The sequence below is a fragment of the Streptomyces sp. NBC_00872 genome (assembly GCF_045161915.1).
Lineage (GTDB): Bacteria > Actinomycetota > Actinomycetes > Streptomycetales > Streptomycetaceae > Streptomyces.
In genome coordinates this window covers 5,277,840-5,303,968 of record NZ_CP108806.1, presented here as the reverse complement: position 1 = coordinate 5,303,968, position 26,129 = coordinate 5,277,840, and the positions used below count along the sequence as shown (strand labels likewise).

Here is a 26,129-nt window from a genome sequence, read left to right as displayed (position 1 = left end):
AGGTTAACGGCCGGGGGTCCCGTGCCCGGCGCCCGGGTTGCCGTTCCCCGTCTTCCCGAGCGGGAAGCGCGCGAGCGTCTCGTACCGCGGCTGCTCGTGGGGCACCCCGCTCACCGGCAGCCGGCTGCGTACGAGCGCCAGCTCGGCCACCTCCCACGGAGTGCCCTCGAAACCGTCCATGGCCGTGGTGTACGGGCGCAGATCCAGATCCGTACGGCTGTGCGCGAGCGTGAGGTGCGGCCGGTAGCGGCGGTGCTCCTCCATCGGCAGCCCGGTCCGGCGCGCGGCGGCGCCGGCGCGCTCGGCGAGCCGGCGCAGCGTGTCGATGTCCCCGGCGGCCCCGGCCCACAGCGCCCGCCCGCCGAAGTGCCCGCCGCCGCGCAGCCCCAGCGGAAACGGCTCCGTACGCCGCCCGGCCCGCTCCAGCCGCGCGGTCAGCTCCGGCACCAGCGCGTCCTCGACCTCCCCCATGAACGCCAGCGTGAAGTGCCACCCCTCCCACCCGGTCCACCGCAGCCCCTCAGCCCCGGGCAGCGCCTTGAGCCGACCGAGGACGGGGCCCAGCTCCTCCCGCGCCTCGACGGGCGGCAGTACAGCGGCGAAAAGTCTCATGCGAACAAGTCTCCCCACGTCGCGAGCCCGTACGTAACCCGATTACCGTGCGTATCGTTGTACCGGGTGCTGTCGCACCCCGCGGTGGCGGGGAGGACGCTGTGGTGACCGCTGCGGACAGGTATGGCCAAGCTCCCGAGAGCGATGGGGCGGCACTGGAGTACTTGCTCACGTCGATCGCGCCGATGGGCGCCCTTGAGGGATACAGAACCGAGATCATCGGTGGAATGGCCTGCTTGTCGCCGCGGAAGAAGATCCATCGGCAGACCCGGCGCCTCGTCGTGCGCGCGCTGAAAAGCGCCTTCGGTGCGGACGCCGGGGTGCGGACGGCCGTGGGCAGTACGCACGCGAGCTGAGTGTCGCCTTCGGCACGGAGGTCGATCTCACCAGCGCCGGCCTGGGGCCGGCGCCGGCAACCGGTGCGTTCCCCCGCGTACGCCCCTGACCCGGACCAGCCCTCGCCGTTCCGGGTCACCTGACCCGGCGCGCAGTCCTACGCCGCAGCCGCCAGTTCCCGTTCCGGGTCTCTCGGTATGAACTCCACGTGCGGACGGCCTCCGCGCAGGTCGAATCTGACGCGTACCCCCGCCAGCCGGATCAGGACCAGGCCGATCGCCATCGCCGCGAGGAGCGAGACCGCGCCGCCGGTGGCGAAGCCGACCCGGGGGCCGTAGGTGTCGGTGACCCAGCCGAGGAGCGGGCCGCCGACCGGGGTGCCGCCCACGAAGACCATCATGTAGAGGCTCATCACCCGGCCCCGCATCTCAGGGTCCGAGTTCATCTGGACGGTGGTGTTGGCGCTTATGTTCGTCGTCAGCCCGATCATCCCGATCGGCACGAGCAGCAGCGAGAACAGCCAGACGGACGGCGACAGGGAGACGGCGATCTCCAGCAGTCCGAAGCCCATCGCCGTGAGCAGGAGAAGTCTCAGCCGGCTGGACCGGCGGCGGGCGGAGAGCAGGGCGCCGGCCAGCGAGCCGGCCGCCAGTAGGATGTTGAAGAACGCGTACATCCCGGCGCCGCCGTCGAACACCCCGTGCGCGAAGGCCGTCAGCCAGATCGGGAAGTTGAAGCCGAACGTGCCGATGAAACCGACGAGGACGATCGGCCAGATCAGCTCGGGCCGCCCGCGCACATAGCGCAGTCCCTCTCTCAGCTGGCCCTTTCCACGCGGCACACGGACGGACTTGTGCAGCTCGTGCTGGCGCATCAGCAGCAGGCCGGCCAGCGGGGCCAGGAAGGACAGGCCGTTCAGCATGAAGGCCCAGCCGCTGCCGACCGTGGTTATCAGCACACCGGCCACGGCGGGACCGATGAGCCGCGCGGACTGGAAGTTGGCGGAGTTCAGACTGACCGCGTTGCGCAGCTGGTCCGGGCCCACCATCTCGGAGACGAAGGACTGCCGGGCCGGATTGTCGACCACGGTCACCATGCCGAGCAGGAACGCGATCAGATAGACATGCCAGACATGGACCTGTCCTGACAGCGTCAGAACGGCCAGCGAGACGCCCAGCAGCCCCATCGCGGCCTGGGTGAAGAGCAGCAGCAGCCGCTTCGGGTAGCGGTCGGCGATGACACCGCCGTACAGACCGAAGAGCAGCATGGGCAGAAACTGGAGAGCCGTGGTGATACCGACGGCGGCCGAGGAACCCGTGAGGCTGAGCACCAGCCAGTCCTGGGTCACCCGGGACATCCATGTACCGGTGTTGGAGACGACGGCACCCGTCGCGAACAAGCGGTAGTTGCGGATCTTCAGCGACGAGAAGGTCCCGCCGCCGGTCGTACGGTCGTGCGCGGTCGTGCTGTCCTGCGCGGTCGTACGGTCGTGCGTCGTCGTACGGTCGTGCGCGGTCGTGCCGTCCTGCGCGGTCGTGCTGTCATGCGGGGTGGCGCTGTCGTCCCCGGTCGCGCTCTCCTGGGGAGTCGTACACTCCTCCGGGATTCCGCTCTTCTGCGGGGTCGTGCTGTCGTGGGTGGATTTCGGTGCGGGGGCGGAGTCTGCTCCGGATCCCGTACTCAAAGTGGATTCGCCTCCTTACAGCGCGCGGATCACAGGTGTGCGAGCTTCTCCAGTACGGGGGCGGCAGCGCGCAGCTTCGCCCACTCGTCCTCGTCCAGGCCCTCGGCGAGGGACGCCAGCCAGACATTGCGCCTGCGACGGCTCTCTTCGAGCATCGCCTCGGCCTCCTCGGTCTGGCTGACCACCTTCTGCCGACGGTCGTCGGGATGCGGCTCCAGCCTGACCAGACCCTTCGCCTCCAGCAGCGCCACGATGCGCGTCATCGACGGCGGCTGGACATGCTCCTTGCGAGCCAGCTCGCCCGGGGTGGCGGAGCCACAGCGGGCCAGCGTGCCCAGCACCGACATCTCGGTGGGGCTGAGCGACTCGTCCACACGTTGGTGCTTCAGTCGCCGGCCCAGCCGCATGACGGCGGAGCGGAGTGCGTTCACGGCGGCGTCGTTCTCGGTCTCGTCGCCGTGGGACAGGTCAGGCATGTTTGTTAGCGTAACTCATTACCCATCCTAAATACCACCCGGTCTCCTCCGCGTCTCCCGGTATCCCCGCACATCACTCATACGAGTGACTCCACTCCGGAAAGTGATAGGACCGGGCGCGCCCGCGCACGACCCTGGTCCGTATGGGATCGACAGTGCTCAGCCTGCGGATGGACGGCGAGTTGCTCGACCGGCTACGGGAGCGCGCCGCCAGACGGGGGATGAGCGTCCAGGACTATGTGACCGGGACGCTCGTCCGCGACGACTTCGACGAACGCTTCAGGGCGGCCGTCGACGAGACGGAGAAGTTCTACGGCGTCACGGGACGGGACTGAGGCGGGGAAAGGCCTGGGAAAGGCCTTCTCCGCGCGTAGACCGTTGAGGGGCTCCGCATAGACTGACGGCCATGACCGGTTCTTCGACGGGAACCCCCCGGCGTGCGGCGCCCGAGCCCCTGGAGGGGCCGGTCGTCGGCACCATCACGGGCGGCACGATCATCTGGTTCGTCCTCTTCCTCGTACAGGTCCCGTTCTACGGCTGGTACAGCGACCACGGGCACGCGTGGTGGATCTGGACCTGTCTGGCCGGTGGCGGACTGGGGCTCATCGGTATCTGGTACGTACGCGGACGGGACGCGGCCCTCAAGCGCGCGGCAGCCGCGCGCGAGGCCGGAGAAGCAGGGGAAGCCGGTACGGGACCGGGGCCGGGGCCGGGCGCTCAGGGAGAGTAGGGCGAGTAGGGCGAGGGCCCGGACCCCTACCCGGACCCGGGTCCGCGCGCCCCTGGCGCACGCCCCTGACGTGACCCTGACCAAAGTTCCGCCCCTCGCTCCCCCGCGTACTGCCGGAGGACCATCCCTCTCGTCCCAGGGTCGGATCTCCGGCCACTCGGCGGGTGAACGGGTCCCACCGGTCGTACCGTCGAAACCATGACGCAGCGGGCGAAGATCGACACCGACGGCCCCGAGCCCCATGGCCCCGAGCCGCACGGCCGCGGATCTCACGGCCCCACCATCGACGCGGGCGCCGAACTCGACCCCGTACACCCCATGAAGCTCCCGCGGCCCTCCGGCCGTCACACCGGTCTGACCAGCGCCGAGGTGGCGCGGCACATCGCCCGTGGCGAGGTCAACGACGTCCCCGTCCGCAGCAGCCGCTCCGCCGTCGAGATCGTCCGCGCCAATGTCTTCACCCGCTTCAACGCGGTCATCGGTGTGCTCTGGGTGATCATGTCCTTCGTCGCGCCGATCCAGGACACGCTCTTCGGCTATGTGATCCTCGCCAACACCGGCATCGGCATCATCCAGGAACTGCGCGCCAAGAGAACCCTCGACGGACTCGCGGTCATCGGCGAGGCGAAGCCGACCGTACGGCGGGACGGCGTCGCCACCGAGATCTCCACCGCGCGGATCGTCCTTGAGGATCTCATCGAGCTGGGCCCCGGCGACAAGGTCGTCGTCGACGGCGAGGTGGTCGAGGCCGAGAGTCTCGAAGTCGACGAGTCGCTGCTGACCGGCGAGGCCGATCCGGTACTGAAACACCCCGGCGACTCCTTGATGTCCGGCAGCTTCGTGGTCGTCGGCGGCGGCGCGTTCCGGGCGACCAAGGTCGGGCGCGACGCCTATGCCGCGCGGCTCGCCGAGGAGGCGTCCCGTTTCACGCTCGTCGACTCCGAGCTGCGCAACGGCATCAGCACCATCCTCAAGTATGTGACCTGGATGATGATCCCGACGGCCCTCGGGCTCATCGTCAGCCAGCTCGTCGTCAAGCAGACCAACTTCAAGGACTCCATCGCCAGGACCGTCGGCGGCATCGTCCCGATGATCCCCGAGGGACTGGTGCTGCTGACCTCCGTCGCCTTCGCGATCGGAGTGATCCGGCTCGCCCGCAAGCAGTGCCTCGTCCAGGAGCTGCCCGCCATCGAAGGGCTCGCGCGCGTCGATGTCGTCTGTCTCGACAAGACCGGCACGCTGACCGAGGGCGGTATGAACGTCAGCGAGCTGCGCGTCCTGGGCGGCGCCGACGAGACGTACGTACGGAAGGTGCTCGGCGCGCTCGGGAAGTCCGACCCGCGCCCCAACGCGAGCCTCCGGGCGGTCGTCGACGCGTTCGGCGAGGAGCGCGGCGAGTGGCCCGTCAGGGCGGCGCTGCCCTTCTCCTCCGTACGCAAGTACAGCGGCGCCGTCTTCAGCGAGGCCGACGGGTCCTCCTCTGGGTGGCTGCTCGGCGCGCCGGACGTGCTGCTGCCGCATGACGATCCGGCGCTCGCCGGGATCGACCGGCTCAATGAACAGGGTCTGCGGGTCCTGCTGCTCGCACGGGCCGGAGGCGGCGCGGGATGTGCGAACGACGCGGGCGACGCCGGAGCCGCGGGCGGCGCCGCGCACGCCCTTGACTCGCCGGAGGCGGTGGCGGGGGCCGAGCCGACCGCGATCCTCGTACTGGAGCAGCGGCTGCGGCCGGACGCCGCCGACACCCTCGCCTACTTCGCCCAGCAGGACGTCGACGCCAAGGTCATCTCCGGCGACAACGCGGTCTCGGTCGCCGCCGTGGCCGGAAAGCTCGGTCTCCCGGGCGCGGAGCGTACGGTCGACGCCCGGCTGCTGCCCACCGAGCGGGAGGAGATGGCGGAGGCCATCGAAGCGGCCACGGTCTTCGGCCGGGTCACCCCGCAGCAGAAGCGCGACATGGTCGGCGCCCTCCAGTCACGCGGGCACACGGTCGCGATGACGGGCGACGGCGTCAACGACGTCCTGGCGCTGAAGGACGCGGACATCGGTGTCTCGATGGGCTCGGGCTCGGAGGCGACCCGGGCCGTGGCGCAGATCGTGCTGCTGAACAACAGCTTCTCGACGCTGCCGTCGGTGGTGGCGGAGGGCCGGCGGGTCATCGGCAACATCACACGGGTGGCGACCCTCTTTCTGACGAAGACGGTCTACTCGGTGCTGCTGGCGATCCTGGTGGCCTGTTTCCAGGTGGAGTACCCGTTCCTGCCCCGGCATCTCACGCTGCTGTCGACGCTGACGATCGGTGTGCCGGCGTTCTTCCTGGCGCTGGCCCCGAACACGGAGCGGGCGCGGCCGAACTTCGTACGGCGGGTGATGCGTTACTCGATTCCGTCTGGCGTCATCGCCGGAACCGCCACCTTCGTCGCCTATATGCTGGCCCGCCACTACTACTCGGGCCCCGACGCCCTCGGTGCGGAGACCAGCGCGGCCACCCTCACGCTCTTCCTGGTCTCCATGTGGGTGCTGGCGATCGTGGCACGCCCGTACACCTGGTGGCGGATCGCGCTGGTGGTGACGATGGGGGTGGCGTTCCTGGTGGTCCTGGGCGTACCGGCGCTCCAGCACTTCTTCGCGCTGAAGCTGGTGGGTACGACGATGCCGTGGCTGGCGGTCGGGATCGCGGTGGTGGCGTCGGCGGCGCTGGAGTTCTGCTGGCGGTGGGTGGGCCGCAGATTCCCGGCGTAGACGTGTGCGCGGGTGCGGGTGCGGGCCGGGGCGTAGGCATGGGCGGTCCCGGGGACGGCGAAGGGGCCCGGCAGGCTGCCGGGCCCCTCGTCGTACCGGTTGGCTCTACTTCACATCGACTGGGCTCTACTTCACATCGACGAAGTCGCCCGCGACGGTGACCGGCGCGGTCGAGGCGATACCCAGGTAGTTCCAGCGGTAGTAGCCGTCCTCCGTCGCCTTGACGGTGGTCTTCAGCGCACCGGTGGAGGAGGACTTCACACCCTTGACGTTGGTGTAGGCGGTGCTGGTCTTCTTACGGAACTGGAGCACCACCGACTGGGTGCCGAAGCCCACGTACTTGTTCTTGTCCCAGTCGGCACGGGTCAGGCTGCCCGTGACCGTGATGGTGCCGCCCTTCTTGACCGGCTCCGGAGCGGCGTTCACCGTCACCTTCGACTGACGCTGGACCTTGACCGTGCCGGAGGCGTCCTTGACCACGACCTCCCCGTCATTCGCCAGCGCGGCGGCGCCGACCTTCCAGGTGCGGGCGTCCGTGTTGATCAGTTCCAGCGAGTCGACCGTCACGGTGAGCGTGCAGGTCGAGGTGGTGGCGTTGGCCGCCTTGCAGGTGGCGGCCTCCTCGTTCTGGTAGAAGGCGTAGCCGCTGCCGTCCTCGATCGCGTCACCGAACCAGAGGATCGTCGAGGCGTCGGCGATGCCCGAGTCGGAGGACGCGGTGATGGCGATGGTGACCTTCTTGGCGTTGGTGCTGCCCACCACGATGGGCTTGCCGCCGTTCACGACGACCTTGCCGAGCGTGGGGACGGCGTTGGCCGCCTTGGCCCCCAGCGCGCGCTGGCCGGCCTTCGGTGCGGCGGTGCGCTCCTGCGCCGAGAACCCGTACTTCCCTGCCGCGGGAGCGTCCCGGTGGCCGTCCGCGGCCTGCGAGGCCGGCACGGCGAGAGCGGACAGGGCCAGGGCGCCGGAGACCGCGGCAACAGTGGCACGAATACGCATGTGTTCCCCAAGTCTGGTTTCCGAGGGTCTGTTGACCCGGGAACCCAGACCTGGGGAGCGGGTGAAAAGTTGTATGGAAATAGGAAATCTTTGCGAAGATCCGCCGCGGGGCTCAGTCGAACCAGCGGTCCCGCGCCAGTTCCTCCGTCCGGGACGGGTCCTCCAGCAGCGCCGCCACCTCGAAGCGCCGGGGCCACTGGCCCGCCGCCCAGGCGAGACCCGCCGCCACGCCCTCCAGCGTCGCCGCGTGCACCACTCCGTCCGGGGTGCGGCGCCAGTCCAGTTCGGCGCCGCCCGCGAGCAGTTCCTCGTGCTCGACGTACCTCTCGGGCGTGCCCGCGCCGAGCAGCACATGGACCGGCTCGGGGACGGTGTGCTCCTCGCCCTCCGTGGTCACCTCCGCCACGACCGTCTCGCTCAGCCGCCGTACCTGGAGCAGCTCGGCCAGCTCCGCGAACCGCGCCGGTGACACCGGGAGGAGCGGCGTCCCGCCCGCCAGCGGCAGCAGATCGGGGGCGTCCGCGATCACCGCGTCCGCCGCGTCGACCACCCGTACCTCGCCGTCGACGACCGCGCGCAGCTCGTCCGGGAGCGTCACCTGTTCCGGGTCGAGACCGGCGAGGGCCGTGTAGAGGGCGTGCAACTGCTGCGGGGTGACCTCGCGGTCCGGGTCCGCGAGCCGGCCGAGCAGCTCCGCCGCGCCGCCGGGCTCGTCGAGCAGCGCCGCGACGGAGGTCCGTACCCCCAGCGCCCGCAGCACCTGCGCGTCGTCAAAGCCCGTCGCGTCCACCGGGTCGTACAGTCCGGCCAGCAGCGGATCGCCGCCCGCGGCCCGCAGTCCGGCCGGGCGCCGCCCGTCGAGCACGGGATGGTCGCGCAGCCACCACGCGGTGTACGAACGCACCGTCTCCGTCGTGCCGTCGGGCAGCAGCACCCGTACGGGCTGGACCAGCGCGTCCCGCAGCGGCGGCCGGGCCAGCAGGGCCAGGGCCCGCGGCCACGCGTCGTCGTCCACCAGGTCCAGGTCCCGTACGGCCACGATCTCCGTGGCGACCGGCGGTACGGGCGTCTCGGGCAGCCGGTCGAGGACGTCCTCGCACCAGACGTCCACCGCGTCCAGCAGACCCGCGTCGTCAGGCTCGGCGAAGTCCCCGTCGCGGGGCTCCAGTTCGTCCGGATCGAGGACGACGTCCGTGGCGCGTACGAGCGCGAAACCGGCCAGCACGCCACAGGCGGCGAGCGGCTGTTCGCCCCAGCGTTCTGCCAGGTCGGCGTCGCAGAAGGCGAGTTCGTCCTCGCGCAGGACGGCGGCGAACGGGCTGCCGGGCAGGACGAGTTCACCGGCGGGGGCCAGCTCGCCGTCCTCGTCGGTCAGGGCGAGCGCGCCGAGCCACGGTTCGTCGCCCGCCTCAAGTCCCGCGTCCCGTACGAGACCGAGCACGATCTCGGCCAGTTCCTCCGCGTCCGGATGGGCCGCGTCTTCGAGGTCCGCGTCCCAGATGTCGCCCGCGTCCAGCGAGGCGGCGACGGCCGCGCGCACCTGAGGGGTCGTCAGTACGGCACGGGGGGTGGCGGGCAGCGCGCCCAGCTTCTCCAGCAGGGGATGGGCGGCCTCGGGATGGGCGACCTTCAGTCCCAGCCTGGCCAGGTCCGCGGCGGCCTCGGCGTCGGGCAGCGGCAGCAGGACCTGGCGCGGACCGATGGTGGTACGGCCGTTGGCGAGCGGCACCGGCAGTCCGGACAGCCGCTCGGGGTCGACGCCCGCGAGCGACTCGTACAGCCGCCACCACCAGGCCGCGGGCCGCTCGATGCCCGCGATCCGCTCGATGGCCTCACCGAGCGGGAGCCGGCCGACACCCAGGGTGCGCAGCTCCGTACGGCGTTCGAGCCCGGCGGGCAGCAGGGTCGGCAGCACTTCGGCCAGTACGCGTACGGTGTCGGCGCCGGCGCCTTCTACGACCTCGGCCTCGAAGGGCCGGAGGGCGGCGGGTGCTCCGCCCGTCTCCTCGTCCCCTTCCCCGCCCCCGTGCTCGTCCTCGACCGGGGCGGCCGGAGCGGCGGGCGCGAGAAAGGCGACCCGGGGCAGTCGCTCCAGGATCGCGGCCCGCAGCCGCCCGTCCAGTTCGCCCTTGCCGAGGGGGCCGGGCACGAGGTCGATGGTGCCGGTGGAGACGGGCGCCCAGCCGCCGAGCAGTTCGGCGTACGCGTCGGCCGCCTTCTCGACCAGGAAGTCGGTGAGCGGTCCGGGCGCGGGGTGGCGCCGGGTGGTGTCCAGCGGCAGCGAGGCGATCAGCAGGGCGGGCACACCGAGCGGCTCGTCGGTGGGGGTCGGGGCGTGTACGACGGGCGCGGTGGCGGGCCGTACGGGGGCGCCCTCCGCGTCCACGGGAACGGCCCAGGTGACCGACCAGTGCGGGCGCAGACGCTCCTCCAGGGGCCGCCCTTCGAGGAGTTCGGGCGCGGTGGGGCCGTGCTGGCTGACGACGCGCCAGCGGCTGCGGACGCTGCCGTCCTCGACACCGGCGCCCTCGATACGGATGCCGCTCTGGCCACCGGCGCTCTCGATACCGGCGCCCTTGGTACCGGCGCTCTTGATGCCGACGTCCTCGATGTCGACATACGGCCCGTCCTGCGAGCGGCGCAGTGCCCGCTCCCCGTCGGGGGTCTCTACGACGATCTCGGTGAGACCGGTGAGGGTCAGCAGCAGGGCGTCGTCGATCCCGGCGAGCAGCCGCTCCACGAGATCGGCGGCGGTGCCGTCGCGCAGGGGCAGGATGACGACGGTGTCGTACCCCTCGGGGGCCGTGCCCTCGGCGGGCAGGGGCAGCCGCAGCAGCGGTACGTGGCCTTCGCGCCGGCGGAGTTCGTCCCCGAGACCCGGGCTCGCCTGGGCGGCCCGCCCGGCCAGCTCGCGGGCCTCGGAGAGGGACCAGCGGACGCCGCCGTGCCGTCCGATGACGGCCGGTTCGTCGCTGACGGAGAGCACGGCGGCGAATCCGACGCCGAACCGTCCGACGGCGGCCTCGTGCCCCTCGCGCTTGGCGGAGGCGCGCAGGGTGGAGAGCGACTCGACACCGGTGGCGTCGAGGGGGGCGCCGGTATTGGCGGCCACCAGCACGGCGGGGCCCTCGGCGGTGCCGGGCCGCAGGGTCAGCCGGAACCGTCCGGGCACCCCGGCGCGGGCGGCGGCGTCGGCGGCGTTCTGGGCCAGCTCGACCACGAGCCGGTCGCGGTAGCCGCCGAGCGCGAGGTCCTCCTCGGCGTTGGCGTCCTCCCGGAACCGCGCGGGACTGGCCCCCCACGCGTCGAGCACCCCCCGCCGCAGCCGCGCCGTTCCGAACGGGTCGGCCCCCTCGGTCGTCCTGACGCTCACGCTGTGACTCCACTCTGCTCCGGCTACGTCCCACCATCCCCGTGCGGCCGAAGGTACCGCGTACCACCCCACCCGGGGGTGCGGGGTCGCCTCCGGCAGGGGCGGTGCGAGTGCCGGGCGGTGGCCGTGGACCGGGCAACCCGGAGTCGTCGCCGGGGAATTGGGTCAGGCGGTGCACTGCCGGAGCTGTCCTCGGCGGCACCGGGACGCGGTGCACGGCGGCACACTCCCCAGCTATTCCTGACCAGAACCGTCCTGACGAGAATTCGCCACCCTTTCGGGTGAACCTCTATTAGGACGGGTCGGCCAGCTGAAACGACTCTTCCGAAGGACGGCAACGAATCGAGGGAAAGGGAAATTCATCGGCGATCACTGACCGTAATGCTGACCATCTTGCTCCGATATCGAGCCCCCGGGATCCTCGATTTCGTCCCGGCCATTGGTCCGGCAGAAGTGCCGGGCGAACCGGGACTGGAAAGGAATGAGATGAAGATTCTCAAATCTCTGGGCGTGCTCGTGGCCGGTGCGATGCTCGCCCTCGGGATCGGTGGAGGGCTGGCACCGGTGGCTCAGGCCGCCGACGCGCCCAGCGGAGCGGGGTATTCGGCGGCGGATCTCGCCACCGGGCGCACCACGAGCGGCACGATCGCCGGGTCGGCGGGGCACGACAGGGAAGTGCCCCCGCAGGAGGCTTCGCTGAGCTGCTGGGACCCGTACTTCTCGGGTTCCACGTTCGCCCTCTCCTGTTCCGGCAGCCGATACTACGTCTACGTCGACTGCTCGAACGGCTATCGGTACGTCCTCGGCCCGCTGTCCGGGGCCAAGCGCGTCACGATCACCTGTCCCGGCGGCTACCGCGCATTGCGAGGTGGTGGATACGGCAGCTGATTTCGTCGCAACATCATTTACGGGTGTTTGACCATTCGCCCTGCCGGAATCTTTCGGCAGGGCGAATCGGTGTTCACCCACGGCGTTCACGCGGGGCGTTCACGCAGGGCGTTTCAATCACGCACGCGGGGCGTTTCGATCACGCATTCATCCGCGCCGCCATCGCCTTACGAACGCCACGAGCCTTACGAACGTCACGAACGTTACGAGTGGCCGAGGTCTTCCGTCTCGTCCTCCGGCTCCGCCGGCACCGAGCCGCTGTCGGGGGACGGCCGCAGCGGGAAGGTGTCGGAGGCCATCGAGTCCAGTACGGGCGGCGCGGGGCGCAGCGGCTTGGGCATGACCGCCGCCTCCGAGTGACCGCCGCAGCCGTACGCCAGCGAGACGACACGGCCGTCCGCCGGGGAGAACTCGTTGGCGCAGACGCCGAAGGCCTGGCGCAGCGAGCCCGCGAGAGGCAGCAGGAAGCCGCAGGAGACACAGGGCGCGGGCGCCGCCTGTGCCATGGGGGTCTTCGCGCCGAACGACTCGTCCCAGCGGTCGGCCGCCACATGCAGCCCGTACCGCGACAGCACACGCGCCCTGCGCATGCCCAGTTCCTCCGCGACCGACGCGATCGAGCCGCGCGCGGGTACGGCGGGTACGGCCGCTGCGGGGGAGACCCCTCCGGGGCCCGCCTCGGGTCCGGCCTCGGCCCCGGCCACGCCCCCCGCCGTCAGGTCCTCCGCCGGCTCCGCGTCCTCCGCCTCCACGAGGTCCGCGAGGTTCTGCGGGGTCACCGCGTCCGCGGCCAGCACCGAGTTCGGCGGCGGCACGTCCTCGCCCGAGTAGCCGGGCTCCAGCCGCAGATCCTCCGCCTCGGTGGGCAGCAGATCGCCGGGGCCCATGTCGCCGGGCCTGAGCCGCTCGCTCCAGGGCACCCACTCCGGCGCCAGCAGGGCGTCGGGGCCCGGCAGCAGCACCGTTTCGTCCAGGGTGACGAGCTTGGCGCGGGAGGCCCGCGCGACCGTCACGGCCCAGCGCCAGCCCCGGTATCCCGGCTCCTTGCACTCGAAGAAGTGGGTGACGACCCGGTCTCCCTCCGCCACCGCCGAGACATGCTCCCCGACGACCCCGGGCGCGGCCGCCTCCTCGGCGGCCGTCCTGGCGAGGTCTACCGCCTCGACGCACAGGCGGTCAGGGGTACGGCTTCGCGTCGTCGCAGCACTCACAGGTCTCGCTTCTCTCCTACGCCGTATCACGGGTGCGCCGGCCGATTCGCGATGTACGAGCCGCGGGCGGAGCGGACCAGAGGGCCGCATCGACGTCCGCGCCCGACCTCTCCTCGGGCACACCTACCGTCATCCATTCTGCGGGATGACGAACAGGCGCGCGGCCGAGAACAACCGCCGGTGGCGCGCTACGCACGCTACCCCCTCTGCCGCCCCCCGCCCACCTGCACGCCGCCTTTCCCGCACTTCGGGCAACACCGCAACAAGCCCGTGACCCTGTGAGATCCGCTCCGTGATGGGCCCGGAACCATTTCCCGGCCACCGCCGAGCCAATCCCGAGCCAATCCCGAGCCAACCCCGGACCGGCCGGGAACCGACCCGGAACCGGCCTGGGACCTGCCCGGAACAGCCCCGGAACAGCCCTGGAGCCGCCTCGCGACCGCCCCGAGACCGCCCCCGGACCGCCCCGGAGGCGGCCGGCCCGTCGACGAGCGCCCTCCCGAACCCCGTCCACCCGGCACCGCGCCCCGCTCCCCGGGCCGAGAGGGTTGTCCCCCGGACATGCCCGAACGGACACCCGGACGTGTCCCCCCGCGACTCCCCCACACGTCCCCCTCCGGCCCCCGGGACCGCTCCGTACCCCATGGGCACCGCCCGCCGATGACCGAAACCCGCCCCCCGGTCCGGGGCGCGGTGAATTCCTCCCCACCCGCCGACGACGCGCCCCCGCTCGTCCTTCATGGCGCCGTCACGGCCCCGTCATGCCCGGGATCGGTTCGTACCAGGGACCCTTGGGGCACTATGACGGGGTGGCAGCCGCGAGGTCGTCCGACGACGCAGCAGGCCCGCTCCGCAGGACCGGGCGGGCCATCGGCCGTGCCGTGCGCCTGCCGGTCACCGGCACCGCCCGGGTCATCCGCAAGGCCACGCACGCGCACGGCGCGGGAGAGTCCGGGCTCGGCAAGCTGATCGAGCTGCACGCCGTGAACGGCGCCGGCGATGTGATGATCACCGTGGCGCTCGCCTCGACCGTCTTCTTCTCCGTACCGACCGACGAGGCCCGGGGCCGCGTCGCGCTCTATCTCGCCATCACCATGGCGCCCTTCACCCTGCTCGCCCCGGTCATCGGCCCTCTCCTCGACCATCTTCCGCACGGCCGCCGCGCCGCCATGGCCTGCGCCATGTTCACCAGGGCCGCGCTCGCGATCCTCATGTCGGCCGCCGTCATAACCGGCAGTCTGGAGCTGTATCCGGCGGCGCTCGGGGTGCTGGTCGCGTCGAAGGCGTACGGGGTGATCCGCAGCGCCGTCGTACCGCGGCTGCTGCCACCGGGCTTCTCGCTGGTACGGGCCAACTCACGCGTCACGCTCGCCGGGCTGCTCGCCACCGGAGTCGCCGCCCCGATCGGTGCGGGACTGCATCAGATCGGCCCCAAGTGGCCGCTCTACGGCGCCTGTCTGGTCTTCCTCGGCGGAACGTTCCTGGCGTTCTCCCTGCCCCACAAGGTCGACTCGGCGAAGGGCGAGCGAAAGGCCCGGCTGGTCAAGCGCGGCGAGAAGCGGCCCAGTCTCCGTACGGTCGGCCCCTCGGTGCTGCACGGCCTCCAGGCGAACGCCTCCCACCGCGCGCTCTCCGGCTTCCTGATCTTCTTCCTCGCCTTTCTGCTGCGCGAGCATCCGCTCCCGGGCCAGACGGCGGCCGTCTCCCTCGGCATCGTGGGCGTCGCGGCCGGTGCGGGCAACGCCCTGGGTACGGCGGTGGGCGCCTGGCTCAAGGCCCGCGGTCCCGAAGTGATCATCGCCACGATGCTGGGCATCGCCTTCACCACGGCGATCCTCGCGGCGCTGTTCTTCGGGGGCCCGCTGATGGCCCTGCTGTGCGCGGTCGCGGGGCTCTGCCAGGCGCTGTCGAAACTGTCCCTGGACGCGGTGATCCAGCGGGACGTCCCCGAGGAGGTACGGACCTCGGCCTTCGCGCGCTCCGAGACGGCGCTCCAGATGTCCTGGGTGGTGGGCGGCGCGATCGGGATCGCGCTGCCGCTCAACGGGGTGCTGGGCATGTCCGTCGCCGCCACGATCATCGGGGTCGGGGCGCTCTTCGCGGCGCGGGGACTGCTGAGCGTGGCCAGGCACGGCACCCCGCATCCCCGCGTGGCCTGACCCCGCACCCTCGCGTGGCCTGACACCAGGCCCGCGCGGCCCGTTCGCTCGCGCACCCCCGTCCGTACGCCGCCTCCGCCGCGCCGTGTTCCCGGGCCCGCACGCCGTGTGAGCAGGTGCGGCTCGCCGTACCCCCTCGCGGCCCGTGATGGTACGACCGATAGCCTTCGCCCCATGACCGTTGCGTTCTTCTCTGGTAGGGCCCGCAGGGCCGGCGTCGCCCTCGGTGCTGTGTCCGCCGGACTCCTCGTCCTCGCCGCCTGTGACAAGCCGACGCCGCTCGCGACCGTGACGGTCGGCGACAACTCGGTCAACACCGAGGCCGCCTGCTACAACGACGGCAAGGCGATCAAGCCGGCCGAGATCCAGCCCTGCCTCAACAAGAAGGCGGAGAAGACCGTCGAGGTCGCCATGGACGACCAGGTCCACTTCGGGGTCGACCCGGCGATCGCCGAGCACGGCTGGACGCTCTTCATCGACGGTCAGCAGGCCGAGCAGGAGCCGTACAAGAAGACGTACCGTACGATCCCCGGCAGCGCGTTCTTCTCCAGCCAGACCGGCGAGCCCACCAACGCCACCCAGGTCAGCATCGTGGAGACCAGCGGCAAGGAACTGGTCGGGATCTGGCAGTTCGAGTTCAAGAAGTCGTCCTGACCCCAGCACGCCCCCGCACCCGCCCCGGCCCCGGAAGGCTCCGCCATGCGTGTACTTGTCGTAACGGCGGTGGCGGCGGAGGCGGACTCCGTCGCCGCGGGACTCGACCGGTTCGCCCGCAGCGGCGTCCGTGAACTGACCGGTGGCTACGAGATCGCCGGCCACGCCCAGTTCACCCCGCGCCCCGGGTCCGTGCAGATTCCGGTGGTGGACGTCCTGGCCGGCGGGGTCGGCCCGACGGCGTCCGCGGTCGCCACGGCGACGGCGCTGGCGGCCTCTCCGTACGACCCTCCCTACCACCTCGTCATATCGGCCGGAATCGCCGGCGGCTTCCGGCACCGCGCCCCGGTCGGCTCGCTCGTCGTCGCGGACTCGATCGTCGCGGCCGACCTCGGCGCCGAGACCCCCGACGGCTATCTGCCGGTCGAGGAACTGGGCTTCGGCCGCAGCGTCCACCACCCCCCGGCCGAACTGACCACCCGTATCGCCAAGATCCTGGACGCCGCTACGGCGGGCGGGTCGGCTCCGGCAGGCGGGCAGGCTCCGGCAGGCAGGTCGGCTCCGGCGGGCGGGCTGGCCCCGGCGGGCGGGCGGGCTCCGGCAGGCTGGTCGGCTCCGGCGGGCGGGCAGGCTCCGGCAGTTGGAGCCGCTACGGCGGCGAGTGGGCCCGGGTCCGCTCAGGGAAGCGGGACTGTCCTCGCGCCGATCCTCACCGTCTCCACCGCGACCGGCACGGCGGCCCGCGCGGCAGAGCTGACCGCACGCCATCCGCGCGCCGCGGCCGAGGCCATGGAGGGCTTCGGCGTCGCCGAGGCCGCCGCCGTCCACTCCGTACCCTGTGTGGAGATCCGCGCCGTCTCCAACGCCGTGGGACCGCGTGACCGCGCCTCCTGGGAGATCGGCCGGGCCCTGGGCGCGCTGCGGTACGCGTTCACGCTGCTCACCCCAGTCTTCGAGGAGCCGTCATGACCACGCAGCCGCTGCGGATCGCCTACTCCCCCTGCCCGAACGACACGTTCGTCTTCGAGGCCTGGGCCCACGGCCGGGTCATCGGCGCCCCGGACATCGATGTCACCTTCGCGGACATCGACATCACCAACGGCATGGCCGAGCGCGGTGAGTTGGACGTCCTCAAGGTCTCCTACGCCGTGCTGCCCTGGGTCCTCGACGAGTACACACTGCTGCCGTGCGGCGGCGCGCTGGGCCGGGGGTGCGGTCCGCTCGTACTGACCCGGGAGCCGGGCACCGATCTGACCGGCAAAACCATCGCCGTACCGAGCGAGCGCTCCACGGCCTATCTGCTCTTCCGGCTGTGGGCGGCGGATGTCGTCCCGGACGGGGTGGGCGAGGTCGTCGTCCTGCCGTTCAACGAGATCATGCCGGCGGTACGCGACGGCAAGGTGGACGCCGGACTCGTCATCCACGAGGCGCGCTTCACCTATCAGGATTACGGTCTGCACTGCCTCGCCGACATGGGCGAGCACTGGGAGACCACGACGGGCCTGCCGATCCCGCTGGGCGCGATCATCGCGAAGCGCTCGCTGGGCACCGAGGCGCTCCAGCTCCTGGCGGAGTCGGTGCGCAGGTCGGTCCGTATGGCGTGGGACGACCCGGAGGCCTCGCGCCCGTATGTCCTGGAGCACTCCCAGGAGATGGACCCGGCGGTGGCGGACCAGCACATCGGTCTGTACGTCAACGAGTTCACCGCGAATCTGGGCGACGACGGCTACGCGGCGGTCCGCGGGCTGCTCACACGCGCGGCGGCCGAGGGGCTCGTACCGCCCCTCGGCCGTGACGCGTTGCGTTTCGTCTGATCCGGTTCTACGGGTGGAGCTACGGGGCCCGGGGTTACGAGGCCCGAGGCTACGGAGTCCGGGGCTACGAAGTCCGGGGCTACTGGGCTACTGGGCCCGGAGCTACGGGGCCCGGGGCGTCACACGTCCAACTGGTCCGCGACGGCGCGCAGCAGACCCGCGATCTTCGCGCCATGGACCTTGTCGGGATAGCGGCCACGCTCCAGCATCGGCGTGATGTTCTCCAGCAGCGTCGTCAGATCCTGGACGATCGAGGCCAGTTCGTCGGGCTTGCGGCGCTGGGCCGCCGCGACCGAGGGCGTCGGGTCGAGGACCGTCACCGAAAGCGCCTGGTCACCCCGCTGGCCCGCGACGACGCCGAACTCCACGCGCTGGCCTGGCTTGAGTGCGTCGACTCCGGCAGGGAGGACCGACGAGTGCACGAAGACGTCGCCGCCGTCGTCACGGGAGAGAAAGCCGAAGCCCTTCTCACTGTTGAACCACTTGACCTTGCCGGTAGGCACGTCTGTCCTCGTCCTCGTACTCGTTGGGGCGCTGGCGCGCACAAAAACGGCTCTGGATAGCACTACAGCGGGTCGACCGACCCGCCAACCCCAAGGCTAATGGTCCAGGGGCTGGTGACAAGACGTCGCCGGATGGTTCCTGTCCGCTGCTGTCCGGTGGGAACTACCCTGGTGAGGTGACTGCTACTCCTGCACCCCGCACCACGGACGAGGCACCCCTCACCACGGATGAGGCCGGGCCGGGCGACGGCCTGGTCCGTATCGGCGCGATCGTTTTCATCGTCGGCGCGATCGCGACGCTGATCACCGTGGCGCCGCTGTTCCTCGGGACGGACCCGTTCCCGTCCGTCGCGTATGCCGTCTGCATGCTGATGGGGGTGGGATTCCTGATCGCGGGCGCGGGTGTGCTGCGGTCGATCGCGGCGCAGCGCCGTCAGGCCAGGTCGACGGAACGTTAGGACTGGCCGGAGGGCCGTCAGGCCAGGTCGTCGTGCCGTGAGAACTTCGGCAGGCCGTCAGGCCAGGTCGGCGGCCTCCACCGTCGCGTAGCTCTCCGCGTAGCTCTCCAGCCAGGCCGGGAAGGCGGTCAGGTCCGGCAGGATCACGTCCGCTCCCGCCGTCCGCAGCTCCTCCTCGTCGCACGGCCCGGTCGGTACGGCGACGGAGAGCGCCCCGGCCGTACGGGCCCCGCGTACATCGCCGATGTGGTCACCCACGTACACCGTCGCGCCGTGTTCGCGCAGGGCCACCGCCTTGGCCTCCGCCCACAGCCATCCGACGACCTCGTCCGGCTCGATACCGAGGTGGTTCAGATGCAGTTCGGCGTTCGGCTGGTGCTTGGCGGTGACGACGATCGCCCGGCCGCCGAGCGCCTGTACGGCGGCGATGGCCTCACGGGCACCGGGCATCGCGGGCGTCGGGGCGATCGCGAATGTGGGATAGATCTCCCTGTAACGGTCGCCCATCTCCTCGATCCGGTCCTCCGGGAACCAGTGCGCCAGCTCCTCTTCGAGCGGCGGCCCGAGCCGGGTGATCGCGAGATCGGCGTCGATCGGCACTCCGGTCTCGGCGGAAAGTGCCAGGTAGACGGCGTGAATACCGGGGCGGGAGTCGATGAGGGTCATATCGAGGTCGAAGCCGACCGTGGGTGCGTGCCGAGCCGTGGAAGAAGCCATGGCAGCCATTGTGCCCACGCGGGCGGTGCGCGGGCCGGGCCCTGAGGATGGCTTGATTCGGGTGCTTAGACTTAGCCAAGCCTAACCAGACCGACCCCACCTGCTCGTTCCGTCCGTACCCCGTTCCGATTGGTCCCGATGTCAGCCGCCGCCCCGCCGGTCCACAGCGCCCGACGTGCCCTGGTCGCCCGCCGTATCGGCTGGACGGCGGCGGCCGTCGTGGCCGTGCTGCTCGCGGTCCTGCTGAGCCTCGCGGTCGGCGCGCGCGCCGTCGCACCTTCCGCCGTCGTCGACGCGCTGCTGCACGGAGGGCGCGGCGACGACGCCGAGGTCATCCGGCAACTGCGCGTACCGCGCACGCTGATCGGGCTGATGGTCGGGGCGGCGCTCGCGCTCGCCGGCACCGTCCTCCAGGGCATCACCCGCAATCCGATCGCCGACCCCGGCATCCTCGGGATCAGCCAGGGCGCCTCCGTCGGCGTCGTACTGGCCATCGCCTTCGCCGGGGTGCACACCCTCAGCGGCTATGTCTGGTACGCGTTCGCGGGCGCGGGTGTCGCCTCGGTGGCGGTGTACGCGATCGCCTCCAGCGGGCGCGGCGGCGCGACCCCCGTCAAACTCGCCCTGGGCGGCGCGGCGATCAACGCGCTGCTCGTCTCGGTGACGATGGGGGTGCTGACCACCAGCGCGGCGACGCTGGACGAGTTCCGCTTCTGGCAGGTGGGCTCGATCGCGGGCCGGGACGCCGAAGTGGTGTCCCAGATCTGGCCGTTCCTGCTCATCGGCACCGTGCTGGTGGTCTCCGTGGCGCGCGGCCTCGACGCGCTGGCGCTCGGTGAGGACGTGGCGAAGGGGCTGGGCCAGAATGTCGCGGCCGTACGTGTGCTGGGCGGCCTCGGCGCGACGGTACTCACCGGCGTGGGCGTCGCGGCGGCGGGACCGATCGCCTTCGTCGGGCTGGCCGTTCCGCATATCGCCCGTGCGATCGTCGGCACCGACCACCGCTGGGTGCTTCCGATGGCCGCGCTGATCGGGCCTGTGATGCTGCTGGTCTCGGATGTGATCGGCCGGATCGTCTTCCCGCCGAGCGAGGTGCCCGCGGGGGTGATGACGGCGCTCCTCGGGGTGCCGTTCCTGGTCGCGCTCGTACGCAGGAAGGCGGTGCCGGCGTGACGGCCGTACGCAGGAAGGCGGTGCCGGCGTGACGGAGCTGACGTCGAAGGACGCGGGGAAGAGCGCGGGTGGGGCGGACGGCATCCATGTGTCCGGCGGGACCGCCGGGGTCCGGCCCGCGGGATACGCACGGATACGGATCGGCCGCGGCACCTTCCTGCTGCACCGGCGGGCGGCGGCGGTGGCCGGCGCGCTCGCCGTCACGCTGGCGGCCGTCTGCGTCGCGTATCTGAGCGTGGGCGAGAGCTTCGTGGCGCCCTCCGAGGTGCTGAAGGTACTGAGCGGGCAGCCGTCATCGGACGAACTCGTCGTCGGCACACTGCGGCTGCCGCGCATGATGGCGGGGCTGTTCGTCGGGCTCGCGTTCGGTGTCGCGGGCGCGCTGATCCAGACCGTCGCCCGCAATCCGCTGGCCAGCCCCGACATCATCGGCATCAGCCAGGGCGCGAGCGCGCTCACGGTCGGCGCGATGACCTTCGGTGTCACATCGTTCAGCGTGCTGCCGTATCTCTCCGTCGCCGGCGGGATCCTGGCGGCGGCGCTGGTGTACGTGTTCGCCTGGCGCGGCGGGCTGCACGCGACCCGGTTCGTGCTCATCGGGATCGGTTTCGCGATCGCGCTGCGCTCCATCACCACGCTCTTCCTGACCAAGGGCGACTATCTCGTCGCCCAGCAGGCGCAGATCTGGATGACGGGATCGCTCAACGGCCGCGGCTGGGACGAGGCCGCACCGCTGGGGTGGCTGCTGCTGGGGCTGGTGCCCGCGATGCTGTGGGCGGCGTACGCGCAGCGCACGGTGTCGCTGGACGACGACACGGCCACCGCGCTGGGGGTACGGCTCGGCCGCGTCCGGCTGGGTCTCGTACTGCTCGGTGTGGTGCTGGCGTCGGTCGCGACCGGCGCGGCGGGGCCGGTGGACTTCGTGGCGCTGCTGGCCCCGCAGATCGCCCGGCGGATGACCCGTACCGCGCAGATCCCGCTGCTGTGCTCGGCGTTGACGGGCGCGGTGATCGTCGTACTCGCGGATCTGCTGGCCCGCAGGCTGCTGTCGCCGACGGAGCTGCCGGTGGGGGTGCTGACGGCGGCGGTCGGGGCGCCGTATCTGATCTGGCTGATCGTCCGGAGCCGTGCCGTGGGTGCGGGTGCCGGTACGGGTGCCGGTGCCAGCGCCAGCGCCAGTGCAGGTGCCCGTGCAGGTGCCCGTGCCGGTGCCGTTGTACGAAAGGGAGGGACCGCATGAGCAGGCTCATGGCCCGCGAGCTGACGCTCGCCTATGAGGACCGCACGGTCGTGCACGAGCTGGAACTGGCCGTCCCCGACGGGCGGGTGACCGTGATCGTCGGCCCCAACGCCTGCGGCAAGTCGACGACGCTGCGCGCGCTGGGGCGGCTGCTGAAGCCGCGCGGCGGCTCGGTACTGCTCGACGGCGAGGAACTGGCGAAGATCCCGACGAAGCGCATCGCCCGGTCGATCGGGCTGCTGCCGCAGTCGCCGGTCGCGCCGGAGGCGATCACGGTCGCGGACCTGGTCTCGCGCGGACGCCAGCCGCACCAGCACTGGTGGCAGCAGTGGTCGGACGAGGACGAGCGCGCGGTGACGGAGGCGATGGCCCGTACGGCGGTGACCGAGCTGGCCGACCGGCCGGTGGACGAACTCTCGGGCGGACAGCGCCAGCGGGTGTGGATCGCGATGGCCCTGGCCCAGGAGACCGATCTGCTGCTCCTCGACGAACCGACGACCTTCCTGGACATCGCGCACCAGGTGGAGGTCCTCGACCTGGTGCGTCGGCTCAACCACGAGCAGGGCCGTACGGTCGTGATCGTCCTCCACGACCTCAACCAGGCGGCCCGCTACGCCGACCATCTGATCGCGATGAAGTCGGGCCGCGTCGTGGCGGAGGGCCACCCGGCGGAGGTGGTGACCGCGGACCTGGTCCAGGAGGTCTTCGGCCTCGCCTCGGTAGTGATCCCGGACCCGGTGACGGGCTCCCCTCTGGTCATTCCGGGAGCCCCGTTCCAACCGGAGGGGACGGGGGCGTAGGGCGGGGGCGGGGGCTGGTTGTTGCTCTGGTGGTTGCTCTGTCTGCTCTGTCTGCGGGTGAGGACCGAGGGGTAGTCGGGGTGGGCCGGGTGGTTTCGTGCCACGCGGGGGCCGCCCCTCTGGGTTTGAGTTTCGCGATTCCGGGCCGGGCGTCAAGGGCGCTCCTCCGTCGCGTCGCTGCGCGATGACCTTCGGTCACCCTTGACCCCCGTCCCTCCATCGCAAGTGCAGATAGGCGGGAGGGGCGGCCCGGGGGAAGGGGTCCCCGGGGGGCTCAGTTGGGGGTGCTGGTTTCCTCCCCGGCCTGCGGCCCGGTGGGTGGAGTACGCGGCAGTGGAATGGGGCGGTGACGACACCGGCTCAGCGACAGACCGTCCGCTGCTTGCTGGGGTTCAGTCCCATGTCTGAGATTCGTGCCCGCGTGACACCCCAAGCGCAACGCGGACAAGCTCGCGTCCCCTCAAGGGCCCGGACAGGCCGGTGTGTCTGCCCTTTTCGCCGGTCGGGGACCTGTGAGGACGCTTCCCGCGTCACGACGACACAAGAGACGTCCGAAGGACGTTGCCAGACCCATCGCCACCCGATCTCCGGGAAAGGGGCTCATCAAGCCCCACCCATGCCCCATATGCCCACATTTGGAAGAGCATTGGGGGCTGCCATGCGGCGGTCATGTGTCCTCAGTTGCGTGAGGCGGGTCCCAGAGCACAAACAGACCCCCAACCGACCCACCCACACCCGCCACGGGCATACCCACCCCACCAACCACCCACCCCAGACACGGGACTGAACCCCAACAAGCAACGGACAGACAGCCGCTGAGCCGGTGCCGGGCCGCCCCACTCCACTGCCGCGTACTCCACCAACCGGGCCGCAGGCCGGGAAGGAAACAGACACCCCCAACTCAGCCCCCCGGGGACCCCTTCCCCCGGGCCGCCCCTCCCGCCTGTCCGCACTTGCGATGGAGGGGTGGGGGTCAAGGGTGGAGCGCAGCGGAATCGGCGCAGCCGACGCGACGCAGGAGCGCCCTTGACGCCCGACCCGCAATCGCGAAACTCAAACCCAGAGGGGCGGCCCTCACGTGGCACGGAACCTACCGGCCCACCCCGACTACCCCTCGGTCCTCACCCGCACCCGACACCCCAATCACAAGCCAGGATCCCGACCGTAGGTCAAGGAGACGAAGCGCCGGCCACGGCCGCTTCCAACCCACTCATCATCTCCGACACGACCAGACAGTCTCATGCGCCGGGGCGAGAGTTACTCGCGGGGCCGGAGACGATCGTCCTGGTGGCCCCCGAGGACTCTCCCCCGCGCTTCCGCCGCTCCAGGTATGCCGCGTGCTCGGCCGCCAGGTCGACCACGGTGAACTCCTGGAACTCCATGATCAATTGAGACGCCAGCACCCACCCGATCCGCGCGCTCTCGAACGCCACCCCGTCCGCGTCGTACACCACCGGAAACGGCCCATCCGGCCGGTACAACGCGCCATGCACCCCCACCGGAACGAACGCCCGCACCCGCAACGCCACATACACCTCACGCAAATGCGGACACGCACCCACCGACATCACCGCACACGGCACACACACCGGCGGATGCGTCGTGACATAACCCGGCTCCCACAACTCCGGACCACCCGCATCCTCCCCCACCAGCCACAACGTCCCCTCACCCGTACGGTCCGACGGCCCGCCGCACACCTGGCACAACAGCTTCCGCATCGCCCGCCGCTGCCGCAGGAAATGCACCTTCCCGAACTCCGGCCGCCCCTCACCCGGACTCAACCCGATCCGCTTCCACAGCACACCCATCGAGTCACGCTCATACGGCCCCTCATCCGCATACGCGATACCGCCACCCCGGACCACCACCACACCCGGCGGACGATGCTCCGACGACCAGCACGCGATATACGGCACGACATCCGGCCGCGAAAACGCCCCCACCGGAAGCCGTCCGCCCGCGCCCGGCTTTGGCAGGTCAGCCACGTCCGGACCTTCCGCCCTCGGCCGGCGCGGTGTTGCGTTCGGCCGCCCCCTGCACGGAAAGGTCCGCCCAGATCACCTTCCCCGGCCGCCCGGTCCGCTCAGCCACCCCCCAAGCGTCCGCCAACGCATCGACCAGAAAGAGCCCCCGCCCATTCACCGCCTCCGGATCCGGCACACGCGGAAGCGGACACGCTTCCGAACCATCGTGCACCTCAATCCGTAAAGCGCCCGAACTGCGGAAGTACCGCGTCTCGATGGTCTGTTCCGGTGTCACCTTCGCGTGCACGCCCGCGTTCGTCAGCAGCTCCGACAGGATCAGAGTGGCCGAGTCCTCCAGGACCGACAGCCCCCAATCCGCCAGCGCCTTACGCAACTCCAGCCGCGCCAGCGCCACACACCTCGGGTGACCGCTCCACCGCAGCACGATGCTGCAATCCCTCTGCTGGTTTCTCGCCATGTTCGTCAAAGTAGAGACAACGGAATGCGGCCAGCCAGACAGAAGTTATGCACTTTTCATGACGTGCCATCAGAAGTGCATTGGCGCGATGCAGTTACGCGAAAACGCCGAGGTGAGTGCCGACTTCCCGCATCTCCGTGGTGAGGGTGCGCCGCTTCCGCGTCACCTCTTCGAAGGTGATCGCGGCGGACGACTGGTGACGGAACCACTCAGGCGCGATCTCGTCGAGGCGGGACAGCTCCTCCATGGCGGCGGTGGGATCGCCTGCGCGGACATGTGCGCGAGCGAGGTCGAGCCGGTAGCGGTTCCCGTCATTGGTGCTGGGACCGCCCAGTCTCTTCCAGTTCTCCTCTTTGAGGTTCGCTTCCTCGTCGGACTTGCGGATCACCGCACGCGCGTCCCCGGCGACCATGAAGTCCTCCAGCTCCTTCATGGACGCGGTGACGGGCCCGAACATCGACCAGTGACGCAACAGATTCTTGTGCGTGGAACCCACCGCCTTCGCGGCTGTGCCGGCCGCCTTGCGTAGCGCCTTGGCCTCCTTGGGGCGGTTGTTCCGGGCCGCCGCGGCGGCTGCCTCCATCGCCAGGCCACCCCATGTCGCGTACTCGTCGGGTGTCGCTCCGGTGATCTTCGGCTCGATCAGATCCATCGTCGCTACGGCGATGTCCTCCGCCTCGTCGAACCGCTCGGTCCGCATGAGCATCCAGCACATGCCGCCGACCCCGGAAGCCGCGACGAGCTGGTTCCCCGCCGCCTTGGCGTCGGCGATAGCCACCCGGACGGCCCCATGAGCGAGGTCGTACTGCCTGATCTGCGTCAGATACCGGCCTGCCAGTTGCAGAGCCTGAGAACGGGCCACCAGAGCCTTCGCGCGCTCCTCGCCCGAGTCGTAGTAGGCAACCGCGTCGTTCGCGGCAAGGATGAGAGCCGGAAGGTCGGCCGCAATGCTCCGGTAGCTGTCCTCGAAGTAGAGGACGGAGTTGTCATGTGTCATGCGCCGCAACCGCGACAGATCCGGCTCGTCTCCGGCGGGAGCACTCACCGAACCGAGTCCAACGGCCGGTGTCAAAGCGATTCGAAGATCACGCAAATGCATTCCGCTGGAGTTGTCG

24 protein-coding genes are annotated in these 26,129 nt (G+C 70.9%); 13 read left to right on the top strand and 11 right to left on the bottom strand.

The annotated features are described in order from the left end of the window. Positions 1–3 precede the first annotated feature (3 nt). On the bottom strand, positions 4–612 hold the full coding sequence (thpR, locus tag OG214_RS22855) for an RNA 2',3'-cyclic phosphodiesterase (protein ID WP_405985778.1): 609 nt from the start codon (positions 610–612) through the stop codon (positions 4–6). 104 nt (positions 613–716) lie between these two features. Here thpR and OG214_RS22850 point away from each other — a divergent pair, with 104 nt between their 5' ends. Continuing rightward, on the top strand, positions 717–968 hold the full coding sequence (locus OG214_RS22850) for a hypothetical protein (protein ID WP_405985777.1): 252 nt from the start codon (positions 717–719) through the stop codon (positions 966–968). A 137-nt stretch (positions 969–1,105) separates the two neighbouring features. Here OG214_RS22850 and OG214_RS22845 read toward each other — a convergent pair whose 3' ends face one another. Further along, the gene (locus tag OG214_RS22845) at positions 1,106–2,632 is read right to left on the bottom strand and encodes an MFS transporter (RefSeq protein ID WP_405985776.1); all 1,527 of its coding nucleotides are present in this window, start codon (positions 2,630–2,632) and stop codon (positions 1,106–1,108) included. A 29-nt stretch (positions 2,633–2,661) separates the two neighbouring features. Next, positions 2,662–3,108, bottom strand: coding sequence for a MarR family transcriptional regulator (locus OG214_RS22840; protein ID WP_363081972.1), 447 nt, complete (start codon positions 3,106–3,108; stop codon positions 2,662–2,664). 143 nt (positions 3,109–3,251) lie between these two features. Here OG214_RS22840 and OG214_RS22835 point away from each other — a divergent pair, with 143 nt between their 5' ends. The 3 genes from OG214_RS22835 to OG214_RS22825 all read left to right on the top strand — a co-directional run bounded on the left by OG214_RS22835 (position 3,252) and on the right by OG214_RS22825 (position 6,580). Continuing rightward, positions 3,252–3,443, top strand: coding sequence for a ribbon-helix-helix protein, CopG family (locus OG214_RS22835; RefSeq protein WP_363081973.1), 192 nt, complete (start codon positions 3,252–3,254; stop codon positions 3,441–3,443). A 71-nt stretch (positions 3,444–3,514) separates the two neighbouring features. Further along, positions 3,515–3,838, top strand: coding sequence for a DUF2530 domain-containing protein (locus tag OG214_RS22830; protein ID WP_405985775.1), 324 nt, complete (start codon positions 3,515–3,517; stop codon positions 3,836–3,838). A 198-nt stretch (positions 3,839–4,036) separates the two neighbouring features. Beyond that, complete coding sequence (locus OG214_RS22825; protein ID WP_405985774.1) at positions 4,037–6,580, top strand: cation-translocating P-type ATPase; 2,544 nt, start codon at positions 4,037–4,039, stop codon at positions 6,578–6,580. Between the two features lie 126 nt (positions 6,581–6,706). Here OG214_RS22825 and OG214_RS22820 read toward each other — a convergent pair whose 3' ends face one another. Together OG214_RS22820 and OG214_RS22815 are read right to left on the bottom strand one after the other, a co-directional pair. Next, positions 6,707–7,579: a DUF5707 domain-containing protein gene (locus OG214_RS22820; protein ID WP_363081976.1), complete on the bottom strand. Its 873-nt coding sequence runs from the start codon at positions 7,577–7,579 to the stop codon at positions 6,707–6,709. A gap of 112 nt (positions 7,580–7,691) precedes the next feature. Next, positions 7,692–10,952 carry a sacsin N-terminal ATP-binding-like domain-containing protein gene (locus tag OG214_RS22815; protein WP_405985773.1) on the bottom strand — a complete coding sequence of 1,087 codons (3,261 nt, stop codon included), beginning with the start codon at positions 10,950–10,952 and terminating at the stop codon, positions 7,692–7,694. Between the two features lie 486 nt (positions 10,953–11,438). On the opposite strand from OG214_RS22815, the gene OG214_RS22810 reads away from it, so the two are divergent. Continuing rightward, a complete protein-coding gene (locus tag OG214_RS22810) occupies positions 11,439–11,840 on the top strand; it encodes a hypothetical protein (RefSeq protein WP_363081978.1) in 402 nt (133 codons plus the stop codon). A 203-nt stretch (positions 11,841–12,043) separates the two neighbouring features. Here OG214_RS22810 and OG214_RS22805 read toward each other — a convergent pair whose 3' ends face one another. Next, positions 12,044–13,051 (bottom strand): DUF3027 domain-containing protein, encoded by a 1,008-nt coding sequence (locus OG214_RS22805; RefSeq protein ID WP_363081979.1) that lies wholly within the window; start codon positions 13,049–13,051, stop codon positions 12,044–12,046. 761 nt (positions 13,052–13,812) lie between these two features. Between OG214_RS22805 and OG214_RS22800 the strand changes: the two genes are divergently transcribed. From OG214_RS22800 to OG214_RS22785, 4 genes are all read left to right on the top strand, one after another. Beyond that, on the top strand, positions 13,813–15,210 hold the full coding sequence (locus tag OG214_RS22800; protein ID WP_405985772.1) for an MFS transporter: 1,398 nt from the start codon (positions 13,813–13,815) through the stop codon (positions 15,208–15,210). Positions 15,211–15,384: 174 nt separating this feature from the next. Continuing rightward, positions 15,385–15,864, top strand: a complete 480-nt coding sequence (locus OG214_RS22795; RefSeq protein WP_363081981.1) for a DUF2771 domain-containing protein — start codon at positions 15,385–15,387, stop codon at positions 15,862–15,864. A gap of 45 nt (positions 15,865–15,909) precedes the next feature. Next, on the top strand, positions 15,910–16,833 hold the full coding sequence (locus tag OG214_RS22790; protein WP_363081982.1) for a futalosine hydrolase: 924 nt from the start codon (positions 15,910–15,912) through the stop codon (positions 16,831–16,833). Continuing rightward, complete coding sequence (locus OG214_RS22785; protein ID WP_363081983.1) at positions 16,830–17,678, top strand: 1,4-dihydroxy-6-naphthoate synthase; 849 nt, start codon at positions 16,830–16,832, stop codon at positions 17,676–17,678. The genes OG214_RS22790 and OG214_RS22785 overlap by 4 nt, the downstream gene beginning before the upstream one ends. A 119-nt stretch (positions 17,679–17,797) precedes the next feature. On the opposite strand, the gene OG214_RS22780 is transcribed toward OG214_RS22785, so the two are convergent. Next, entirely contained in the window at positions 17,798–18,181 is a 384-nt protein-coding gene (locus tag OG214_RS22780) for a cold-shock protein (protein ID WP_046507938.1), read from the bottom strand. A 176-nt stretch (positions 18,182–18,357) separates the two neighbouring features. Here OG214_RS22780 and OG214_RS22775 point away from each other — a divergent pair, with 176 nt between their 5' ends. Continuing rightward, positions 18,358–18,639 (top strand): hypothetical protein, encoded by a 282-nt coding sequence (locus OG214_RS22775; protein WP_382854708.1) that lies wholly within the window; start codon positions 18,358–18,360, stop codon positions 18,637–18,639. 57 nt (positions 18,640–18,696) lie between these two features. On the opposite strand, the gene OG214_RS22770 is transcribed toward OG214_RS22775, so the two are convergent. Further along, positions 18,697–19,365 (bottom strand): HAD family hydrolase, encoded by a 669-nt coding sequence (locus OG214_RS22770; protein ID WP_405985771.1) that lies wholly within the window; start codon positions 19,363–19,365, stop codon positions 18,697–18,699. Between the two features lie 129 nt (positions 19,366–19,494). Here OG214_RS22770 and OG214_RS22765 point away from each other — a divergent pair, with 129 nt between their 5' ends. The 3 genes from OG214_RS22765 to OG214_RS22755 all read left to right on the top strand — a co-directional run bounded on the left by OG214_RS22765 (position 19,495) and on the right by OG214_RS22755 (position 22,569). Beyond that, positions 19,495–20,529 (top strand): iron ABC transporter permease, encoded by a 1,035-nt coding sequence (locus OG214_RS22765; protein WP_363081985.1) that lies wholly within the window; start codon positions 19,495–19,497, stop codon positions 20,527–20,529. 82 nt (positions 20,530–20,611) lie between these two features. Next, on the top strand, positions 20,612–21,769 hold the full coding sequence (locus OG214_RS22760) for a FecCD family ABC transporter permease (protein ID WP_405987578.1): 1,158 nt from the start codon (positions 20,612–20,614) through the stop codon (positions 21,767–21,769). Continuing rightward, positions 21,766–22,569: an ABC transporter ATP-binding protein gene (locus OG214_RS22755; RefSeq protein ID WP_405985770.1), complete on the top strand. Its 804-nt coding sequence runs from the start codon at positions 21,766–21,768 to the stop codon at positions 22,567–22,569. The genes OG214_RS22760 and OG214_RS22755 overlap by 4 nt, the downstream gene beginning before the upstream one ends. Before the next feature lie 1,238 nt (positions 22,570–23,807). On the opposite strand, the gene OG214_RS22750 is transcribed toward OG214_RS22755, so the two are convergent. The 3 genes from OG214_RS22750 to OG214_RS22740 all read right to left on the bottom strand — a co-directional run bounded on the left by OG214_RS22750 (position 23,808) and on the right by OG214_RS22740 (position 26,011). Further along, entirely contained in the window at positions 23,808–24,557 is a 750-nt protein-coding gene (locus OG214_RS22750) for a hypothetical protein (RefSeq protein ID WP_405985769.1), read from the bottom strand. Continuing rightward, positions 24,550–25,014, bottom strand: a complete 465-nt coding sequence (locus tag OG214_RS22745) for an ATP-binding protein (protein WP_405985768.1) — start codon at positions 25,012–25,014, stop codon at positions 24,550–24,552. The genes OG214_RS22750 and OG214_RS22745 overlap by 8 nt, the downstream gene beginning before the upstream one ends. 94 nt (positions 25,015–25,108) lie before the next feature. After that, positions 25,109–26,011 carry a transcriptional regulator gene (locus tag OG214_RS22740; RefSeq protein WP_363083084.1) on the bottom strand — a complete coding sequence of 301 codons (903 nt, stop codon included), beginning with the start codon at positions 26,009–26,011 and terminating at the stop codon, positions 25,109–25,111. Positions 26,012–26,129 lie beyond the last annotated feature (118 nt).

Excerpts from the sequence above, each read along its gene's own strand:
- thpR (WP_405985778.1), bottom strand. The coding sequence starts at position 612 with ATGAGACTTTTCGCCGCTGTACTGCCGCCCGTCGAGGCGCGGGAGGAG.
- OG214_RS22840 (WP_363081972.1), bottom strand. The coding sequence starts at position 3,108 with ATGCCTGACCTGTCCCACGGCGACGAGACCGAGAACGACGCCGCCGTG.
- OG214_RS22835 (WP_363081973.1), top strand. The coding sequence starts at position 3,252 with ATGGGATCGACAGTGCTCAGCCTGCGGATGGACGGCGAGTTGCTCGAC.
- OG214_RS22830 (WP_405985775.1), top strand. The coding sequence starts at position 3,515 with ATGACCGGTTCTTCGACGGGAACCCCCCGGCGTGCGGCGCCCGAGCCC.
- OG214_RS22825 (WP_405985774.1), top strand. The coding sequence starts at position 4,037 with ATGACGCAGCGGGCGAAGATCGACACCGACGGCCCCGAGCCCCATGGC.
- OG214_RS22820 (WP_363081976.1), bottom strand. The coding sequence starts at position 7,579 with ATGCGTATTCGTGCCACTGTTGCCGCGGTCTCCGGCGCCCTGGCCCTG.
- OG214_RS22810 (WP_363081978.1), top strand. The coding sequence starts at position 11,439 with ATGAAGATTCTCAAATCTCTGGGCGTGCTCGTGGCCGGTGCGATGCTC.
- OG214_RS22800 (WP_405985772.1), top strand. The coding sequence starts at position 13,813 with ATGCCCGGGATCGGTTCGTACCAGGGACCCTTGGGGCACTATGACGGG.
- OG214_RS22795 (WP_363081981.1), top strand. The coding sequence starts at position 15,385 with ATGACCGTTGCGTTCTTCTCTGGTAGGGCCCGCAGGGCCGGCGTCGCC.
- OG214_RS22790 (WP_363081982.1), top strand. The coding sequence starts at position 15,910 with ATGCGTGTACTTGTCGTAACGGCGGTGGCGGCGGAGGCGGACTCCGTC.
- OG214_RS22785 (WP_363081983.1), top strand. The coding sequence starts at position 16,830 with ATGACCACGCAGCCGCTGCGGATCGCCTACTCCCCCTGCCCGAACGAC.
- OG214_RS22770 (WP_405985771.1), bottom strand. The coding sequence starts at position 19,365 with ATGGCTGCCATGGCTTCTTCCACGGCTCGGCACGCACCCACGGTCGGC.
- OG214_RS22765 (WP_363081985.1), top strand. The coding sequence starts at position 19,495 with ATGTCAGCCGCCGCCCCGCCGGTCCACAGCGCCCGACGTGCCCTGGTC.
- OG214_RS22755 (WP_405985770.1), top strand. The coding sequence starts at position 21,766 with ATGAGCAGGCTCATGGCCCGCGAGCTGACGCTCGCCTATGAGGACCGC.
- OG214_RS22745 (WP_405985768.1), bottom strand. The coding sequence starts at position 25,014 with ATGGCGAGAAACCAGCAGAGGGATTGCAGCATCGTGCTGCGGTGGAGC.
- OG214_RS22740 (WP_363083084.1), bottom strand. The coding sequence starts at position 26,011 with ATGACACATGACAACTCCGTCCTCTACTTCGAGGACAGCTACCGGAGC.